Origin of the sequence: Nocardioides caldifontis, from assembly GCF_008087345.1 — a bacterium.
Classification (GTDB): domain Bacteria; phylum Actinomycetota; class Actinomycetes; order Propionibacteriales; family Nocardioidaceae; genus Marmoricola_A; species Marmoricola_A caldifontis.
The window spans coordinates 1-17,888 of the sequence record NZ_ML701736.1; the positions used below are offsets into that span (position 1 = coordinate 1).

Annotated in this window: 15 protein-coding genes; 8 read left to right on the forward strand and 7 right to left on the reverse strand. The window is 72.2% G+C overall.

Annotation, left to right across the window (positions count from 1 at the left end; all coding sequences use genetic code 11):
* The first annotated feature begins 390 nt into the window (after nucleotides 1-390).
* Together FIP57_RS02930 and FIP57_RS02935 are read left to right on the forward strand one after the other, a co-directional pair.
* Entirely contained in the window at nucleotides 391-1,143 is a 753-nt protein-coding gene (locus FIP57_RS02930; protein WP_148571842.1) for a hypothetical protein, read from the forward strand.
* Complete coding sequence (locus tag FIP57_RS02935) at nucleotides 1,140-1,895, forward strand: hypothetical protein (protein ID WP_148571844.1); 756 nt, start codon at nucleotides 1,140-1,142, stop codon at nucleotides 1,893-1,895. The genes FIP57_RS02930 and FIP57_RS02935 overlap by 4 nt, the downstream gene beginning before the upstream one ends.
* Here FIP57_RS02935 and FIP57_RS02940 read toward each other — a convergent pair.
* Genes FIP57_RS02940 through FIP57_RS02950 form a run of 3 tightly spaced genes read right to left on the reverse strand, consistent with a single transcriptional unit; the run spans nucleotide 1,882 to nucleotide 6,090 of the window.
* On the reverse strand, nucleotides 1,882-3,138 hold the full coding sequence (locus tag FIP57_RS02940; protein WP_148571846.1) for an MFS transporter: 1,257 nt from the start codon (nucleotides 3,136-3,138) through the stop codon (nucleotides 1,882-1,884). The two genes, FIP57_RS02935 and FIP57_RS02940, sit on opposite strands and share 14 nt — an antisense overlap.
* Nucleotides 3,139-3,148: 10 nt before the next feature.
* Entirely contained in the window at nucleotides 3,149-5,038 is a 1,890-nt protein-coding gene (locus FIP57_RS02945; RefSeq protein WP_148571848.1) for a CocE/NonD family hydrolase, read from the reverse strand.
* The gene (locus tag FIP57_RS02950; protein ID WP_162529663.1) at nucleotides 5,035-6,090 is read right to left on the reverse strand and encodes a P1 family peptidase; all 1,056 of its coding nucleotides are present in this window, start codon (nucleotides 6,088-6,090) and stop codon (nucleotides 5,035-5,037) included. The genes FIP57_RS02945 and FIP57_RS02950 overlap by 4 nt, the downstream gene beginning before the upstream one ends.
* Nucleotides 6,091-6,151: 61 nt before the next feature.
* Between FIP57_RS02950 and FIP57_RS02955 the strand changes: the two genes are divergently transcribed.
* Nucleotides 6,152-7,216 (forward strand): arginase family protein, encoded by a 1,065-nt coding sequence (locus FIP57_RS02955; RefSeq protein WP_148571853.1) that lies wholly within the window; start codon nucleotides 6,152-6,154, stop codon nucleotides 7,214-7,216.
* 26 nt (nucleotides 7,217-7,242) lie between these two features.
* On the opposite strand, the gene FIP57_RS02960 is transcribed toward FIP57_RS02955, so the two are convergent.
* Nucleotides 7,243-7,902 (reverse strand): GntR family transcriptional regulator, encoded by a 660-nt coding sequence (locus tag FIP57_RS02960; RefSeq protein WP_148571855.1) that lies wholly within the window; start codon nucleotides 7,900-7,902, stop codon nucleotides 7,243-7,245.
* 22 nt (nucleotides 7,903-7,924) lie between these two features.
* Entirely contained in the window at nucleotides 7,925-9,421 is a 1,497-nt protein-coding gene (gene tcuA, locus FIP57_RS02965; protein WP_203231025.1) for an FAD-dependent tricarballylate dehydrogenase TcuA, read from the reverse strand.
* 128 nt (nucleotides 9,422-9,549) lie between these two features.
* On the opposite strand from tcuA, the gene FIP57_RS02970 reads away from it, so the two are divergent.
* The 3 genes from FIP57_RS02970 to FIP57_RS02980 are packed head-to-tail and all read left to right on the forward strand — an operon-like array spanning nucleotide 9,550 to nucleotide 12,572.
* On the forward strand, nucleotides 9,550-10,566 hold the full coding sequence (locus FIP57_RS02970; RefSeq protein ID WP_203231026.1) for a Bug family tripartite tricarboxylate transporter substrate binding protein: 1,017 nt from the start codon (nucleotides 9,550-9,552) through the stop codon (nucleotides 10,564-10,566).
* The gene (locus FIP57_RS02975; protein ID WP_148571859.1) at nucleotides 10,566-11,075 is read left to right on the forward strand and encodes a tripartite tricarboxylate transporter TctB family protein; all 510 of its coding nucleotides are present in this window, start codon (nucleotides 10,566-10,568) and stop codon (nucleotides 11,073-11,075) included. Before FIP57_RS02970 ends, FIP57_RS02975 begins: the two co-directional genes overlap by 1 nt.
* 12 nt (nucleotides 11,076-11,087) lie before the next feature.
* Complete coding sequence (locus tag FIP57_RS02980; RefSeq protein ID WP_148571861.1) at nucleotides 11,088-12,572, forward strand: tripartite tricarboxylate transporter permease; 1,485 nt, start codon at nucleotides 11,088-11,090, stop codon at nucleotides 12,570-12,572.
* 5 nt (nucleotides 12,573-12,577) lie between these two features.
* Here FIP57_RS02980 and FIP57_RS02985 read toward each other — a convergent pair whose 3' ends face one another.
* Both FIP57_RS02985 and FIP57_RS02990 read right to left on the reverse strand, forming a co-directional pair.
* Nucleotides 12,578-13,285 (reverse strand): lysoplasmalogenase, encoded by a 708-nt coding sequence (locus FIP57_RS02985; RefSeq protein WP_148571863.1) that lies wholly within the window; start codon nucleotides 13,283-13,285, stop codon nucleotides 12,578-12,580.
* Nucleotides 13,286-13,318: 33 nt separating this feature from the next.
* Complete coding sequence (locus FIP57_RS02990) at nucleotides 13,319-13,546, reverse strand: hypothetical protein (RefSeq protein ID WP_148571865.1); 228 nt, start codon at nucleotides 13,544-13,546, stop codon at nucleotides 13,319-13,321.
* 352 nt (nucleotides 13,547-13,898) lie between these two features.
* Between FIP57_RS02990 and nrdR the strand changes: the two genes are divergently transcribed.
* Nucleotides 13,899-14,405 carry a transcriptional regulator NrdR gene (gene nrdR / locus FIP57_RS02995; protein WP_148572511.1) on the forward strand — a complete coding sequence of 169 codons (507 nt, stop codon included), beginning with the start codon at nucleotides 13,899-13,901 and terminating at the stop codon, nucleotides 14,403-14,405.
* A 129-nt stretch (nucleotides 14,406-14,534) separates the two neighbouring features.
* Nucleotides 14,535-17,402, forward strand: a complete 2,868-nt coding sequence (locus FIP57_RS03000) for a vitamin B12-dependent ribonucleotide reductase (protein WP_148571867.1) — start codon at nucleotides 14,535-14,537, stop codon at nucleotides 17,400-17,402.
* Nucleotides 17,403-17,888 lie beyond the last annotated feature (486 nt).

Consider the following 17,888-nt stretch of genomic DNA (forward strand, 5'->3'; position numbering starts at 1 on the left):
TGGCCGGGCTCCGCGACCACCTCACCGATGCGCGGGAGCAGGGGTGGGCGGCCGTCCTGCTCCTCGGCACTGCCGCCACCACCGGTGCCGCGGCCACCCTGGCGTTGGTCGTGGCCCCGCCCGCCCCGCGGGGCCCCGGCGGGGCCCCCCCCCCCCCCCCCCCCCCCCCCCCCCCCCCCCCCCCCCCCGCCCCCCCCCCCCCCCCCCCCCCCCCCGACTCGACATGTGCGTGCGGGCGGCGCACGATGGGGCGATGGGTGACATCGGCACCGAGAGACGTGAGGTCGAGTTCGAGCCGCTGACCGCGCCGGCACCGGGTCCTGCCCGGCAGCCGTCCCCGGAGCCTGCGCGCGAACCGGCCCCCGCCCCCCAGCCGGAGCCGGCAGGGTCGTGACGGACGATCGCGCGCTCGTCGCCGGTGAGCTGCGCGGCTACCGCCAGTTCGAGCTGCGCGACGACGGGCTCTACCCACTGGTGCACGGCGACGCGGGGCCGTGGAGCGGCGAGGTCGAGCACGCGCGCTGCCAGGCCGGGGGAGACCACCCCGCGCCGGCGCGAGGGTGTCGCTGCGGCCTCTACGCGTGGTACCTCCCCGGCGCCGCGACCGTCGCGCTCGGCCCGGCCAGCGCCGTCGTCGCGGCCCGCGGCCGGTCGGTCCTCGGCGACCGCGGGTTCCGCGCCGCGGCCGCCCGCATCGAGGCGGTGAGCCTGCCCGTCACCGCGCGGTGGGGGCCGGCGTCGAAGCGGGCGCGCCGGATGCTCGCCGAGCGGTACCCGTCGACGAAGGTCTACTCCTCGCCCCGCCGGATGCTCGCCGACCACCCACCGCACGACGTCGGCGCGCTCGGGATCCACCCGCCGCCGGACCGCAGCCGCACCTACCGGGCCGTCCTGGTCGCGGTGTGGGCTGCCGTCGTGGTGGCGGTCTACTCCCTCGTCGCGGTGCCGCGCGGGCGCACCGCGGAGCTGGCCGAGCAGTGGTGGCCGCTGCTCCTGCTGCTCGCCGTCGCCTGGCAGGCGTCGCTGGTCTGGCTGGTGGTGCGACTCATGGCACTCCAAGGTTCCCCCGGACCGGGTGTGGGGACGGGCGGACCGTGGAAGGAAGAAGCGGAGCGTACGACGACGACAGGAGCGAACGAATGACCGAGCCGCAGACCGGGCGCGCCACCGACGACGACCGGCTGGTCGGGGACCAGAAGGTCCAGGACACCTCCACCGACCCGCTGACCCCGATCCGGATCGGGCAGCTCTTCGGGTTGACCGCGGCGCTGGCCGTCGCGCTGTACGTCGTCCGCGGGCTGCTCTTCGGGCGGAAGCAGAAGACCCGTTCGGAGCTCCTCGCGGAGGCCGCCCGGACCAAGAGCGAGGCCGCCGCTGCGTCGGCCCGCAAGGCGGCGGAGAGGGCGGCCAAGCAGGCCGGGCCTGCGGCGAAGGAAGCCCGGAAGGCGGCGGACAAGGCGGCGAAGAAGGCCGCCCCGATCGCGGCCGCCGGCGCCGGTGCGGTGACCGCGACCGCGGCGAAGGTCGGCACCGAGGTGGCCGCCAAGGCAGTGGACGTCGGCGGCGAGGTGGCCTCCAAGGCCGCGGCGCTCGGCGCGGGCGCCGCCGCGGTGGCCGCCGGGATCGGCGAGGAGGTGGGGGACACCGTGCACGGCGTCCAGAAGAAGGTCCGCAAGACGCGGCGCCGGCTCTTCGTGATCGTCTGCCTGGCGATCGGCTACGTGCTCGGCGCCCGGGCCGGGCGCGAGCGCTACGACCAGATCGTCGCGCAGGCGCAGAAGCTGATGGGTCGGCCCGAGGTGCAGCAGGCCCGGAACACCGTAGCCGACAAGCTCGACGACGTGGCGGGCTCCGGCTCGAGCCAGGACTCGGGCCCCTCGGCTACGTCGGCCTGAGCGGCGCGGCCGGTGCTGCGGGGCTCGGATCGTCCAGCCCCCGCAGCACCGGCAGCGCGCTGATCCCGAGCGCCAGAACCACCAGCAGCCCGGCGATCACGAGGAAGACCGGGTCGACGCCGAGCCACTCGACCCCGCCGCCGGCAAGGAGCTGGCCGAGCGGCGGAGCGGCGTAGAACAGCCCGAGCTGCACGCCGTAGATGCGGCCGTGCTGGTGCTCGGGGAACCGGTCCTGCACCAGCGAGTTGAGCAGCGGCTCCATCGGCCCCCAGGCGAGCCCGAGCAGCAGCGCCGGGACGACCATGACCACCGGCGCCGGCAGCAGCGCCACCGGCACGTAGGCGAGCGCGGCCAGCAGGATCGAGCCGCGCACCAGGCCGTGGCGGGTGGTGCGCCGCGCGATCCAGCCGTAGCCGAAGGCACCTGCCATCGCACCGACCGACATCGCGCTGAGCACGATGCCGAAGGCCTCCGGCTCGTCGGCGCCCTCGAAGTGCACCGGCAGCAGCACCGACTCGGTGGGCGCGTAGATCATCCAGATCACCGTCACCGCGATGGTCAGCACCCACAGCGGCTTGTCGCGGAGCAGCGCCCCGACGCCGGCGCGGGCTGCGTGCCAGGGAGAGGCCTCGACGAGCGCGTCGTCCGACAGCGGCGCCCGGTTCGGCACCCGCATCGCCAGCACCGCGGCCGACGCGAGCACGAACGCGGCGAACGCGAACCACATCGTGGCCACCGAGCCGACCGTCGCGATCCCGAGCGCGCCGACCATCGGGCCGACCACCCAGCCGCCCGCGAAGAGCCCCTCGTGGAGCCCGTTGAGCTGGTCGCGAGGGACACCGCTGGCCGCCGAGACGTTCGGGATCAGCGCCTTGCGGGCGGTGTAGCCCGCCGGGTCGAACGCGGCGCCGAGCACGGTCAGCGCCAGGATCGCTCCGTAACCGAGCACGCCGAACGCGTCGAGCACCGGGAAGAGCAGCACCGACACCCCGCTGAACAGGTCGGAGACCACCGAGACCGCCTTGCGGCCGATCCGGTCGACGAGCACGCCGACGACCGGCGCGATGAGGATCCCGGGGATGGCGGAGACCGCGGCGGCCAGCCCCGCGGCGCCGGGGGAGTCGGTGCGCTCGAGGATCAGCCACGGGATGACGACCATCACGACGGCGTTGCAGACGCCGCCGAGGATGTTCGCGGCCTCGAGGAGGACGAGCTCGCGCTTGCTCGTGGAGGGCGTGGTCATGGCGCGACGATCATCGCGGGAACCGTTCGGTCCACTGACGCCGGGCCACCTGCACCTCCCCGTCGTACGCCTCGAGGTCGATGGTGACGTCGGTCCACTCGCGGCCGAGCTCGACCTGCATGGTCGAGTGGACGCGGACGTCGACGCCGGGCCAGGTGAGCCGGTAGGTGCAGGCGGCGTCCGCCCGTTGCGCGAAGGTACGCCGGTCGACGCTGACCGTGCCGGTGTAGTGCTCCCAGGCGTGGCCCTCGTGCGGGACGGCGTAGTCGGAGCCGTGGTCGACGTGGCAGGTCGTGGTGCGGGCCAGCACGTCGTCGCTGATCGTCCACGTGGTGCCGGCCGGGTCCTCGCTGCTGGTCTCGGCGCCCGGGGTGAACCCGGGGTCTGCCGGCTCGCCGTCCCAGACCGGGAGCGTCACCTCGCCGCCCTGGACCGTGAGGGTGACGGGCGCGGGCGGGGCGACGGTGTTGGGCCAGTCGGCGCCGGCGACCGAGACGCGGAGCCGGTGGCCGGGGGCGAACCGGTAGGCGCAGGCGTCGAGCTCGAGGTCGACCGTCACCTCCTCGTCGGGGACCACGTGCGTGGCCTCGCCGTGGACGTGGTCGCGGAAGGTCAGGCACCGGCTGCCCCGCGTCACCAGGGCGGAGGTGCCGTCGGGGAAGACGTCACACAGCTTCACGCTGAGCGTGCCGTGGGTGGCGTCGGCGGTGAGCCGCAGGGTGGCGGTGGGGTGGCCCATGAGCGTGAGCCCGTCCGCCGGCCACTCCCAGGTCAGCGAGCGGGCGTCGTCGGCGCGCTGGTCGCCGGACTGGCCCCACGGCAGGTGGCCGGCGCAGTCGATCCAGGCGGCGGTGCCGACGTCGGGCTGGACGTCGAGGCTCCGCGGTCCGTCGAGGGTGTGGGTCTCCGCCCTGCTCGTCGTGGTCGTCGTCCAGAACCCCTCGTGCAGGTCGAGGTCGGGCTCCGGGCGGGTGGACCCACGGACGAAGACGTCGACCCGGTCGGGCTCGCCGTCGCCGCGCAGCCAGTGGTCGAAGAACGCCGCCATCTCGACGTCGAGGTCGATGCGCGGGCCGGGCATCGCGGTCTTCGGGTCAGCGTGCGCCCAGGGGCCGGCGAGGAGCCGGTGCGGGGTGCCGTTGGCCTTGAGCGCCGCGATGGTCCGGAAGCTGTTGTTGCGGTAGCCGTCGGCCCAGCCGGCGACGATCATCGTGGCCGCCTCGATGCGCTCGTAGCCGGTGCCGTCGGCGCGGCGGACCGACCCGTGGCGCCAGTACTCCCCGTCCATGCTGGCCCGGAGCCAGGTCAGCACCCAGGGCTCCATCGTGTCGATGCGCCGGCGCCACTCCTCGCGCCACCCCGCGCCGTACACCGCGGGGACGGGGGGCAGCGCGCACATCGGCGTCATGTAGTGGTTGTAGTCGACGAGGTCGACCAGCTTCAGCGCGCCGCCGCGGTAGTGCACGTCGTCGGTCCACCGGTCGTCGGTGGCGTAGATCGCGCAGACCGCCTTCAGCGCCGGGGGCCGCTCGCAGGCGAGCTGGAGCGAGTTGAACCCGGAGTACGACGTGCCGAACATCCCGACCTTGCCGTTGCACCACGGCTGGGCGGCGAGCCAGGCGATGACCTCCTTGAGGTCCTCCTGCTCGGCCTTCGGGTACTCGTCCGTCGCGTCGCCCTCGCTGGACCCGGTGCCGCGCAGGTCCACCCGGCAGACCGCGAAGCCGAACTCGTCGCAGAGCCGCTCGTAGGTCGCGGTGTAGGAGCTGGTGAGGTCGTCCTTGCGGTAGGGGAGCGCCTCGAGCAGGCACGGCTGAGGGTCGTCGCCGTCCGGCACATAGATCGTGGCCGCCAGCTCGATGCCGTCCCGCATCCGGAGGTGGACGTCGCGGGCGGTCACGTGAGCAGCTCCAGCACCTTCTCGGGGTCCAGTCCTTCGCTGGTGTTGCCGTCGCGCCCGACTGTCGTGGGGGAGGAGAGCATCGAGTCGAGCACCGCCTCCTCGGCGCAGTCGACGACGGCCTCGAAGAGCGGGTCGAGGGCGCGGCTCCCGATCGGGTCGGCGCCCACCCGGTTGCCGTCGCGGTCGGTGCGGAAGGTCGTGCTCGCCGCCAGGAAGATCTCGCCGCTGCCGTGGTGGGCGGTCGAGCCGGTTCGGGCCAGGCCGAGGCCGATCCGCCGGGCGAGCCGCTCGCACCCGGCGCCGTCGACAGAGGCGTCGGTGACGACGACGCCGATGCAGGAGCCGGCGGGCTTCTCCGGCCCCGGTGCCGGCGGGAAGTGGCGGCCGACCGGGACGCCGGCGACGGTCAGCCGGTCGCGCTGGCCGAAGTTGGTGAGCAGCAGGACCGCGACCGTGTGGTCCCCGACCTTCCGGGAGGCGGTCCCGATGCCGCCCTTGAAGCCGAGGCAGGACATGCCGGTGCCGGCGCCGACGGAGCCGGTTCCCGGGGCCGTGGTGCCGCGGGATTCGCGCGCTCGTGTATAGGCAGTCCTCACGTCCTCGGCGGTGACCTGCATGCGGCGGCAGTCGTTGAGGTAGGAGTCGTCGCACTCGGCGACCACCGGGACGACCACGTCGTCGGCCACTCCCGGGTCCTGCTCGAGGGCGAGCTCGCAGGCGGCGTCGTACACCCGGCCGAGCTGCATCGTGGAGGTCAGGTAGACCGGTGTCTCGAGGGTGCGCCACTCCTGGGCGGAGATGAACCCGGTGCACTCGCCGGCGCCGTTCAGCACCGCGCCGCCGGCGGCGAACGGCCGGCGGTAGGCGTCGGCGGCGACCAGCAGGACGGTGACGCCGGTGCGCGCGACCCCTCGGCCCTCGGGCGGGGCCGGTTCGTCGCGGACGACGGTGGCATGGCCCAGGCCGACGCCGGGCACGTCGAGGACCGAGCACGACGGGCCTGGGGGGAGGGACCCGATCACGATCCCGAGGTCTTGGGGACGTGGCACGTGACTATCTGAGCAGTCAGCCAGTGTTCTTGTCGAGCGGCTTGTGCTTCGATGCTGACCGATGAGTCAGTACGACGTGCCCGTGGTCTGGTCGCCGACGACCCGGCTCCACGACCCGCACCACGAGGTGTGGGTCGGCGTCACCACGCCGGCGGTCGAGGTGGCCGCGCGGGTCGACGCGATCCTGGCGGCGCTGGCGGACTTCCCGCTGGTGGAGGCTTCCGCGTCGCCGTCGTCCGCGCTGGCGTCGGTGCACTCGGCCGGGCTGCTCGGTTTCCTGGAGTCGGCCTGGTCGCGCTGGGCCGGCGCCGGCTACGCCGAGGAGGTCGGCCAGGACCGGGTGGTGCCGTACCTGTTCCCGACACCCGCGATGACCGGCGGCATCCCGCTGTCGGTGCCGGCGCGGGTGCACGCCGAGGCCGGGAGCTACGCCTACGACACGATGACCCTGGTGGGGCCGGGGACGTGGGAGGCGGCGTCGGCGGCCGCCGCGTGTGCGGTGGAGGCGGCGTCGCTGGTGGGCTCCGGTTCCTCTCTCGCCTACGCGCTGTGCCGGCCGCCGGGGCACCACGCGACGCTGGGCGGGTTCGGGGGAGCGTGCTACCTCAACAACGCGGCGGTGGCAGCGGTCTCGTTGCGGGCCGCCGGGCACGAGCGGGTCGGGATCGTCGACCTCGACGCGCACCAGGGCAACGGGACGGCCGCGATCTTCTGGTCGCGGTCGGACGTGTTGTACGGCTCGGTGCACGTCGACCCGGCCGCCGGCTGGTTCCCGCACTACGTGGGGTTCGCCTCGGAGACGGGTGCGGGTGACGGTATCGGCGCCACCCGGAACCTGCCGCTGGAGCCCGGGACCGGGGACGGGCCGTGGCTCGCTGCCGTCTCCTCGCTCGCTGACTGGGTGGTCTCCGCCGGGTGCACCGCGCTGGTGGTGTCGCTCGGCGTGGATGCGGCCGTCGACGACCCGGAGAGCCCGCTCGAGGTGACCCACGACGGGTACCACCGGGCGGGGGAGCTGTTGCGTCACACCGGACTGCCGGCGGTCGTCGTGCAGGAAGGTGGCTACCACCTGCCGACGTTGGGGTCCCTCGTCCGGGCCTACCTGACCGGGCACGCCGGCACGTAGGGCACCTGCTCGACGGCCGAGGTCGGTCAGTGCAGCGGCGTGACGCCGTGCCGCCGCAGCAGGTCGAGGCGGATCTCGCGCGCCTTGCTCATGTGGGCCGCGGCCCGTTCTCGAGCCGATTCGGCGTCGCGGTCGCGGATGGCGGCGAGCACGCCGGCGTGCTCGTCCAGCGCCTCCTCCCAACGGCCGCTGGCCGAGAGCGTGGAGTGAGGGGTGCGGACCAGGTGAACGGTGAGCCGGCGCAGCAGGTCCTGCAGCACCGCGTTGTGGGTAGCTGCCCAGATCGCCTCGTGGAACTCGGTGTTCGCCTCGGCGCGGGTCGCGTCGAGCGGATCGACCAGCGCCCGGTCGCGCTCCAGCAGCGACTCCAGCCGCATGAGGTCCGCCTCGGTGCGCGAGGAGGCAGCCTCCGCGGCCGCCTCGCCCTCGAGCAGGATCCGCACGTTGTAGATCTGGATGACCTCGTCGGTGCCGACCCCGCGCACCACCAGCCCGCGGGCGGACGGGACGAGGATCCGGTCGTGCTCGAGACGGCGCAGGGCCTCGCGGACCGGCGTACGGGAGACCCCGAAGCGAGAGGCCACGGCGACCTCGCGGACCGGCTCGCCGGGGGACAGCGCGCCGTTCACCACGTCCGCGCGCAGGGCGGCGTAGATGGCGGAGGCATCCGCCTTCGGTCCCGCCACCGCATCCTCCTCCGCACCAGGCCTAGGCCAGCGACCCCGCGCGCCGGCCGAACACCGCACCCGACACCAGGCCCGTCCCGCCGGGGTAGTTGCCGCTGAACAGCCCGCCGAGCATCTCCCCGCAGACGAAGAGCCCGTCGAGCGGCGCGCCCGATTCTGTCAGGACCCGCCCGCAGGTGTCCGCGCGGAGCCCCCCGAAGGTGAAGGTGATGCCGCACGTCACCGGGAAGGCGTGGTACGGCGGTCGGTCCAGCGGCTGGGCCCAGTTGCTCTTCGGTGGCGTGACGGCCGCGCGCCTCCCGTCCTTGACGGCGGGGTCGAACGGCACGGAGGTGTCGATCGAGGCGTTGAACTCCGCGATCGTGCCGGTCAGGGCGGCCGCGTCGATTCCGAGCTCGGCGGCCAGCTCGTCGAGCGAGTCGGCGACGACCTCGCTGGTGCCGGGCGCGTCGTAGTCCTCGGTGCGCAGCATCGGCCGGGTGGTGGCGTCGAAGAGCTGGTAGGCGATGCCGCCGGGCTGGGCCAGGATCAGGGCGCCGTAGCGGGCGTAGGTGTAGTTGCGGAAGTCAGCGCCCTCGTCGAGGAACCGGTGTCCCTCGCTGTTGACGACGATCCCGATCGGGTAGCCGCCGCGGGTCAGCTGGTTGGTCAGCTCGCGGTCGCCCTCGTCGGCGGCGTTGGCGTCCCACGCCACGCTGTGGCAGGTCGACCAGTCCCCGTACGGCGCGGCCCCTGCCTCCAGTGCCGCACGCAGCATGTCGCCGGTGTTGAGCGGGGTGCCGCGCACCTTGGCCCGCTGCCAGCCCTCGCCGAGGTGCTCCCGGCGCATCTCGGCGTCGGCCTCGAAGCCGCCCGCTGCGAGGACCACCGACTCTGCGCGCAGCTCGCCCTCCCGGCCCTCGGCGTCGCGCACGCGCAGCCCCGTGACCCGGCCGTCCTCGGCCAGCAACGAGGTGCCGGCCACGCCGTACCGGATCTCGACCCCGGCCGCAGCGGCGGCCGCCTCGTGCTGCTCGACCAGGCCCTTGCCGCCGCCCGTGCTGCCGATGGCCAGGCCGCCCCAAAAGACGTGCTTGCCCTGGCTGCGATCGGCCTGCCGCTCGTACATCAGCCGGAAGCGCAGCCCATGCGTCTTCATCCACCGCAGAGTCGGCTCGCTCTCCTCGACCAGCGTGCGGGTGAGATCGGGGTCGTTGCGGCCGTCGGTGACGCGCGCCATGTCGGCGAGGTACTCCTCGGCGGTGTACGGCGGCAGCACCGTGTCGTCGAGCCGCTCGTCGTCGTCGACGAGGTCGCGCACGTCGTCGACATCGCCGTGGGTCACCCGCATCGCCCCGGCGGTGTAGAAGGTGTTGCCGCCGTGCTCGCCCCGACGCCCCTTCTCGAGCAGCAGCACCCGCCGGCCGCGCTCCGCGGCGGAGAGCGCCGCGCAGTGGCCGGCGTTGCCGCCGCCGACCACGACGACGTCGTACGGGTCGCTGGAGTCGATCGAGTGATCCGTGGGTCGCGCGTCCGTCACGGCTGCTCCTTGATGTTCGGGGCCGTGACCGGCCCGCCCGAGACCTTGTACGCAGCAGGATACAACTGTATACACGAGGGATGGAATCGAGTGACCGCGGTCACTCGCGTCTCTCGGGAAGGACGCCCATGGACCCATCGTCGATGCGCTGGCGAGCCGTCGCCCCGTATGCCGTCGCGCTGGTGCTGGCGGTCGTGCTCGTCGTGGTCACCGTCAGCCGCGGCGGCCGCCCCGCCGCGGCCGAGGCCGCCCTCGGTGACCAGCAGCTCAAGATCATGGCGCCGGCCGACCCCGGCGGCGGTTGGGACCAGACGTCCCGTGCAATGCAGGAGGCGCTGCGGGACCTTGTCGGCCGCAGCGAGGTCTACAATGTCGGCGGCGCGGGCGGGACGATCGGGCTGAGCCAGTTCGCCCAGCTCGATGGCCAGCCCCACCAGCTGATGACCACCGGCCTCATCATGGTGGGCGCGATCGCGGCGAACGACGCAAGGGTGACGCTCGACCAGGTCACCCCGCTGGCTCGGCTGACCACGGACAGCCAGGTCGTCGTGGTCCCCGCCGACTCCGACATCCAGACCATGGCGGACCTCGCCCAGCGGATGCGCAGCGACCTGCCGTCGGTCTCCATCGCCGGCGGCTCGGCCGGCGGTGCTGAGCAGATCCTCGCCGGGTTGATGGCCGACGAGCTCGGCCAGGATCCGGCTGGCGTCAACTACATCGCCCACGCCGGTGGCGGCGAGGCCGTCGCCACCTTGCTCTCCGGCACCGCGGTCGCGGGCATCTCGGGCATCTCCGAGATCAAGCCGCAGATCGACGCCGGGGAGATGCGCGCGCTCGCCGTCTCCAGCGCCGAGCGGGTGGACATCCTTCCCGACGTGCCGACCCTGATGGAGGAGGGCATCGACGTGGAGCTCACCAACTGGCGGGGCGTGGTCGCCCCCGCCGGCATCACCGACGAGCAGGAGCTCGCGCTCGAGGAGCTTCTCACGGACATGTCCGAGACCGAGGTGTGGCAGGAAACCCTGGAGTCGAACGGCTGGGGCGACGTCTTCCTCGTCGGGCCGGAGTTCGAGGAGTTCCTCGCCGAGGAGGTCCGGCGCACCAACCAGGTCATCGCCGACCTCGGTCTGGGAGGTGGGCAGTGATGGCGGCCGGCAACGAGCCGGAGCCCACTTTCTTCGACCCGTCGCGCGATCGGCGTACCTCCCTCGCGACGATGATCCTCGGCGGCGTGATGCTCGCGCTGGGCGTCGTGGTCGTCGTCCAGGCCACGCGGCTTGACAACGGCGACGACGTCGTGGGCGCGGCGACGGCCCCCTGGGTGGTCGGCGGTCTGCTCCTCGTCTTCGGTCTGCTGATGGTGCTGCGCGGACGCCGGGACATGGGGCCGTGGGAGGAGTCCACGCAGACCCACGCGCAGGACTGGAAGCGCACCGGCGTGATGGTTGCGGTGCTCCTGGCCTTCGCCCTCGTCGTCCCGTGGCTCGGGTACGTCGTGTCCGCGACGCTGCTCTTCGGCGCCACCGCGATCGTGCTCGGCGCCCCGGCGCGGGCGCGGTCCTTCGCCTACGGCTTCAGCGTGGCCGTGATCGTCTACCTCGCCTTCGACGTCCTGATCGGGATCTCGCTCCCGACCGGGCCGTGGGGCTTCTGAGAGGCAACGCCCATGGATGCCCTGACCATGCTCATGGACGGGTTCGGCGACGCGCTGACCCCCACCAACCTGTTGCTGGCGCTCCTCGGCGTCACCGTGGGCACCGCCGTCGGCGTGCTGCCCGGCATCGGCCCGGCGCTCACGGTCGCGCTGCTGCTGCCGCTCACCTTCAAGCTGGATCCGGCGGGCGCGCTGATCCTCTTCGCCGGCGTCTACTACGGCGGCATGTACGGCGGGTCGACGTCGGCCATCCTGCTCAACACGCCAGGGGAGTCGGCATCCATGGTGGCCGCCCTCGAGGGCAACAAGATGGCCCGCAAGGGGCGAGCGGCTTCGGCGCTGGCGACCGCGGCGATCGGCTCGTTCGTCGCCGGCACGATCGGCACCGTCCTGCTGACCTTCGTGGCCGAGCCGTTCGCGGAGATCGCCGTCGACTTCACCCCGGCCGACTACGTCGCGTTGATGGCGATCGCCTTCGTGACCGTGGCCAGCCTGCTCGGCGACTCCGCCCTCAAGGGCTTCGCCTCCCTGCTGATCGGCCTGACCATCGGCCTGGTCGGCATCGAGTCGCAGAGCGGCCAGGCGCGGCTCACCTTCGGGGTCCCGACGCTGCTGGACGGCATCGACGTCGTCGTGGTCGTCATCGCGCTGTTCGCCATCGGCGAGGTCTTCGCCCACGCCCTCCGCGGCGGTGGTGGCGGCACGGTCACGCCGCTGCGCGGGGTGCCGGTGATGAGCCGGCAGGACTTCCGCCGGTCCTGGCCGGCCTGGCTGCGCGGCACCGCGTACGGCTTCCCGATCGGGGCGCTCCCGGCCGGCGGCGCGGAGATCCCGACGTTCCTCTCCTACGCCACCGAGCGACGCCTGTCGAAGCACAAGGAGGAGTTCGGCCACGGCGCGATCGAGGGGGTCGCCGGTCCCGAGGCCGCCAACAACGCCGCCGCCGCCGGCGTGCTGGTGCCGCTGCTCACCATCGGCCTGCCGACCTCGGCGACCGCCGCGGTCATCCTCACGGCGTTCCAGTCCTACGGCCTGCAGCCGGGCCCGCAGCTGTTCAGCGAGTCCGGGCCGCTGGTCTACGCGCTGCTGGCCTCGCTCTACGTCGGCAACCTGATGCTGCTCGTGCTCAACCTGCCGTTGGCGCGGCTGTGGGCCAAGCTGCTCCAGATCCCGGCCTACGGCATCTACGCCGGCATCCTGGTGTTCGCCACGCTCGGCACGCTCGCCTCCGGCGGCGGACTCGCCGACCTGCTGGTCCTGTACGTGATCGGCGCGCTCGGGGTGCTGATGGCGATGGCCGACGTGCCCGTCGCCCCCGCGATCGTCGGCCTGATCCTCGGGCCGCTCTTCGAGACCCAGCTGCGCCGGGCGCTGCTGATCTCTGAAGGTGACCTGTCGGTCCTGGTCGAGACGAAGCTCAGCATCGTGCTGTGGGTCGTCGCCGCTCTCGCGCTGGTCGTGCCGTTCGTCGCCGGCCGGCTGCGGCGCTCGGCCTGAGGTCGCTAGCCGACCGCCACCGCCTCCGCGACGCCGGCCGCGATGAGCCCCTGGCCGGCGGTGTAGGTCGCCATCACCAGCGCGTCGGTCCAGGCCGGCGCTTCGTCGAGCAGGAACCGTCGCGCGCCGAGGATGGTGTCGGAGGTCAAGAACAGCGCCGTGCCCGCCACGACCCGCCGCCGGGCTCGCCGGGGGAGCTCCGGGCTGAGTCGGGTCGAGGCGGCGACCATCGTCGTCAGCGCGCCGGCGTAGGCGACGACAGGCACTCGCAGGCGCTCGCTCTTCCGTCCGGCGGCCCACCCCATCACCGGGGCGAGCGCCGTGAACGCGGCGGCCGCGCCGACCACCCCGCCGTACGACCCCTCGGCGGGCGGCTGACCGGCGCTGGCGAACGCGGTGGTGTACGCCACGTGCGCGCCGAAGAACCCGCCGACCCCGGTGAGGAACGCCGCCTCGGACCTCCCGAGCAGCGCGATGTCACCGACGCCGGAGAGCGCCTGGGCGGCCACCGTCCCGCCGCGGAGCAGCCCGCCGTGGTGCCGCTCCCTACGGGCGAGTGCACCGGCGAACGCCGATCCGAGGACCGGCATCAGCAGCGGCTTGGTCACCAGCCGCCAGCGGCGCACGTCGGGGGAGGAGGAGCCGGCGAGGGCCGTGTCCAGGGCGGCGAGGCCGGCGTACGCGATCGGGAGGGCTCGTCGGGGGAGTCGCACGGGCACATAGTGCACCAGCCGACCGACGGGCAGTCAGCGGTGCTTGCCGCCGCGGGGGCGCGGCTCCTCACGCCTGACCAGCCGGGTGCCGACGGCCAGCGCGGCGGCGAGCGCGGCGACGGCTCCGAGGGCGGCCAGGGCGAGCCAGACCCAGGCAAGCGCGTCCCCGTCCCGGGCGGAGCGGCCGGCCGCGATGGCCAGCCACACCAGTCCGGCCCACGCGACGACCAGGACCAGGAGCGCCAGCGCGCGGACCGTCATGGTGACCATTCTGCTGCACCGCCCGCGGAGTCACAGGAGCCCCTCTCGCACCTCCGACACGCCCGGACCGAGGTCCCGAAGAGGGAAGAACCTGGGTTGACCTGCGGTTTTACCCATGAGCCCGAAACACGTCGCGACGACGCGCCGTGACGGGTTGCGCCCTTGGGGGCCCGGGAGTACGGTTCCCCAACATCTAGTGATTACAACGGTGTGATTCTCCACAGGTAGTGGTCGGTTACGCACAGACGAGCGGGAGTTCTCCCCACGTTCTGCACAACCTCCTCCACACCCAGCGGCGGATCAGCCACCGGGACCACGGTCCCACGAACCACCCGCGAAGGAGGTGCCGGACATGCACTGCCCCTACTGCCGGCACACCGACACCCGGGTCATCGACAGCCGCGTCGCCGACGACGGCGGAGCGATCCGCCGGCGCCGCACCTGCTCGTCGTGCAGCAAGCGGTTCAGCACCGTCGAGCAGATGCAGCTGGTGGTGGTGAAGCGGTCCGGCGCTACCGAGCCGTTCACCCGTGAGAAGGCCGTCGCCGGCGTCCGGAAGGCCTGCAAGGGCCGGCCGGTCTCCGAGGACGACCTCGCCAAGCTCGGCCAGGAGGTCGAGAACTCGCTGCGGTGCGAGGGGTGGGCCGAGGTGCCCGCCCACGAGGTCGGCCTGGCCATCCTCAAGCCGCTCCGCGAGCTCGACGAGGTCGCCTACCTGCGGTTCGCGAGCGTCTACCGGGCGTTCGAGTCCGCAGACGACTTCGAGGCCGAGATCGCGATGCTCCGCCTGTCCAAGCCGGCCGCCGAAAGTGTCGGTGCCGCCGAGCAGGCTGAGCGAGAGCCCGCTCCCGCGGGCTAGCAGACCACCCGGCGCGCGTGTGGGGAAGCGCGCGCGCCGGGTGCACCACCCTTCCCCCAGCACCAGAGCAGTCAGCGTTACACCCCCACGCAGGACGCACACGACAGCCACAACGGAGAGGAAGTCGGCATGACGGAGACGGTGAACGGGCCCGCACGGCAGCGGAGCCCGAAGAAGGCCGCGGGTCTCAAGATCGACCGGGTCTTCAGCACCGCGGGCGTGCACCCCTACGACGAGGTGACGTGGGAGCGTCGCGACGTCGTGCAGACCAACTGGAAGACCGGCGAGGCCGTCTTCGAGCAGCGGGGCGTCGAGTTCCCCGACTTCTGGTCGGTCAACGCCTCGACGATCGTCACGACCAAGTACTTCCGCGGCGCGGTCGGCACCGACGCCCGCGAGTGGAGCCTCCGGCAGCTGATCGACCGGGTCGTGCACACCTACCGCAAGGCCGGCGAGGACCACGGCTACTTCGCCTCCGCCGCCGACGCCGAGCTCTTCGAGCACGAGATCACCTGGCTGCTGCTGCACCAGTACTTCTCGTTCAACAGCCCCGTCTGGTTCAACGTCGGGACCAAGTCGCCGCAGCAGGTCAGCGCCTGCTTCATCCTCTCCGTCGACGACTCGATGGACTCGATCCTGAACTGGTACAAGGAGGAGGGGTTCATCTTCAAGGGCGGCTCCGGCGCCGGCCTCAACCTCTCCCGCATCCGTTCCTCCAAGGAGCTGCTGTCCAGCGGCGGCACGGCGAGCGGCCCGGTGTCGTTCATGCGCGGTGCCGACGCCTCGGCGGGGACGATCAAGTCGGGCGGCGCGACGCGTCGTGCGGCGAAGATGGTCGTGCTCGACGTGGACCACCCGGACATCGAGGAGTTCGTCGAGACGAAGATGCGCGAGGAGGACAAGATCCGCGCGCTCCGCGACGCCGGGTTCGACATGGACCTGGGCGGCAAGGACATCACCTCGGTGCAGTACCAGAACGCCAACAACTCGGTCCGGGTCTCCGACGAGTTCATGCGGGCCGTTGAGGAGGGCACCACCTTCGGGCTGCGCGCCCGGATGACCGGCGAGGTCATCGAGGAGATCGACGCGCGTTCGCTGTTCCGCAAGATCAGCGAGGCGGCGTGGGCCTGCGCCGACCCGGGGCTGCAGTACGACGACACGATCAACGACTGGCACACCAACCCGGAGACGGGGCGGATCACCGCGTCGAACCCGTGCTCGGAGTACATGTCGCTCGACAACTCCTCCTGCAACCTGGCGTCGCTGAACCTGCTGAAGTTCCTCAAGGACGACGACACCTTCGACTCAGCCCTGTTCGCCAAGGCGGTCGAGCTGATCATCACCGCGATGGACATCTCGATCTGCTTCGCGGACTTCCCGACGGAGTCGATCGGCCAGACCACGGTCGACTACCGCCAGCTCGGCATCGGCTACGCCAACCTCGGTGCGCTGCTGATGGCGATGGGGCTCGGCTACGACTCCGACGGCGGCCGTGCGATGGCGGCGTCGATCACGTCGCTGATGACCGGCACGTCGTACAAGCGGTCGGCGGAGCTGGCCGCCGTCGTGGGGCCGTACAACGGCTACGCCCGCAACGCCGAGGCCCACAAGCGGGTCATGCGCAAGCACCAGGCGGCGAACGACTCGGTGCGCACGCTGCACTCGACCGACCGTGACGTGCACGCGCTGGCCACGAAGGCGTGGGACCAGGTCATCAAGCTGGGGGAGAAGAACGGGTTCCGCAACGCCCAGGCGTCGGTGCTCGCCCCCACCGGGACCATCGGCTTCATGATGGACTGCGACACCACCGGCATCGAGCCGGATTTCTCGCTGGTGAAGTTCAAGAAGCTCGTCGGCGGCGGCTCGATGCAGATCGTCAACCAGACCGTGCCGCGGGCGCTGCGGAAGCTGGGGTACCTCGAGGAGCAGGTCGAGGCGATCGTCGAGTACATCGCCGAGCACGGCCACGTCATCGACGCTCCCGGGCTCAAGCAGGAGCACTACGAGGTGTTCGACTGCGCGATGGGCGCGCGGGCGCTGGCGCCGATGGGCCACGTGCGGATGATGGCGGCCTGCCAGCCGTTCCTCTCGGGTGCGATCTCGAAGACCGTGAACCTGCCGGAGACGGCGACGGTCGAGGAGATCGAAGACATCTACCTGCAGTCGTGGAAGCTCGGCCTCAAGGCGACGGCCGTCTACCGCGACAACTGCAAGGTGGGCCAGCCCCTGGCCGACGCGAAGGCGAAGGGCGCCGACAAGGCGGTCGAGGCCGACGAGGGGCAGGTCAAGGTCGTCGAGGTCCACAAGCCGTTCCGCAAGCGGCTCCCGAAGTCCCGGGCGTCGAAGACCACGTCGTTCACCGTCGGCGGTGCCGAGGGGTACATGACCTCCGGTGCCCACCCGGACGGCGAGCTCGGCGAGATCTTCCTCAAGCTCGGCAAGCAGGGCTCGACCCTGGCCGGCGTGATGGACGCGTTCTCGATCGCGGTGAGCATCGGCCTGCAGTACGGCGTGCCGCTGGAGACCTACGTCTCCAAGTTCACCAACCTGCGGTTCGAGCCGGCCGGCCTGACCGACGACCCGGACGTGCGGATGGCACAGTCGATCATGGACTACATCTTCCGCCGCCTCGCGCTCGACTACATGCCGTTCGACGAGCGCTCGATGCTCGGCATCTACTCCGCCGAGGAGCGCCAGCGGCAGCTCGAGACGGGCTCCTACGAGCCGGTCGACGAGGTGGAAGAGGTCTCCGAGGCCGAGTCGCTCCGTGACCACGAGGCCAAGGTGGTCGAGCCTGTCGAGGCTGAAACCAAGTCGGTCGAGGCCGCCGCGGCGAAGGAGGCGCCGAAGGGCGCCCACACCTCCGCCGAGCTGATGGAGGCCATCACCGGCACCGCCGTCGACAGCCCGCTCTGCTTCACCTGCGGGACCAAGATGCGCCCGGCCGGCAGCTGCTACGTCTGCGAGGGGTGCGGCAGCACCAGCGGCTGCAGCTGAATTTGCGCGATGGTGGAGCGGGTGACGACCATGCAGGTCGTCACCTGCTTCTGCGTCGGGGGATGGTGCACGTGCCGGTTGAGATCGTCGATGTCTACTTTGCATCGGCGATATAGGGACTCAAGTTTCGTGGGGCCGGATTAGTCTTTTGGGGTGGGAAAGCGGCCGCTATAACCGCCCCGGCGTTCTTGCCGGCTCGGTTATAGCGGATTGGCGTCGACATGGCGAGGGGCGTGGGGCACGCCTCTCGGTCAGCACTTGCCGGTCCGTGCTCTGCCGCTGATGGTCGAAGCCACGGCATAACCTCGCGCGCGCAAATACGCTGGAGGTCGGGTAAGGCGTCAAACTGCCGGACTGTCACGCCGCTGGAGGGCACTCGGTGCAGGGCCGCGGCGATGGGTGCCGGCTGACCGCGCAGTGGCAGGATCGTCGGCGAATCCTAGATGTCCGCCGCATCTCTGCCGGTCGTTACTAGGGTTTGGGCCG

Bases quoted from the DNA above. Each gene is read 5' to 3' on its own strand.
- FIP57_RS02935 (WP_148571844.1), top strand. From the start codon at position 1,140: ATGACCGAGCCGCAGACCGGGCGCGCCACCGACGACGACCGGCTGGTC.
- FIP57_RS02940 (WP_148571846.1), bottom strand. From the start codon at position 3,138: ATGACCACGCCCTCCACGAGCAAGCGCGAGCTCGTCCTCCTCGAGGCC.
- FIP57_RS02955 (WP_148571853.1), top strand. From the start codon at position 6,152: ATGAGTCAGTACGACGTGCCCGTGGTCTGGTCGCCGACGACCCGGCTC.
- FIP57_RS02970 (WP_203231026.1), top strand. From the start codon at position 9,550: ATGGACCCATCGTCGATGCGCTGGCGAGCCGTCGCCCCGTATGCCGTC.
- FIP57_RS02975 (WP_148571859.1), top strand. From the start codon at position 10,566: ATGGCGGCCGGCAACGAGCCGGAGCCCACTTTCTTCGACCCGTCGCGC.
- FIP57_RS02980 (WP_148571861.1), top strand. From the start codon at position 11,088: ATGGATGCCCTGACCATGCTCATGGACGGGTTCGGCGACGCGCTGACC.
- FIP57_RS02990 (WP_148571865.1), bottom strand. From the start codon at position 13,546: ATGACGGTCCGCGCGCTGGCGCTCCTGGTCCTGGTCGTCGCGTGGGCC.
- nrdR (WP_148572511.1), top strand. From the start codon at position 13,899: ATGCACTGCCCCTACTGCCGGCACACCGACACCCGGGTCATCGACAGC.
- FIP57_RS03000 (WP_148571867.1), top strand. From the start codon at position 14,535: ATGACGGAGACGGTGAACGGGCCCGCACGGCAGCGGAGCCCGAAGAAG.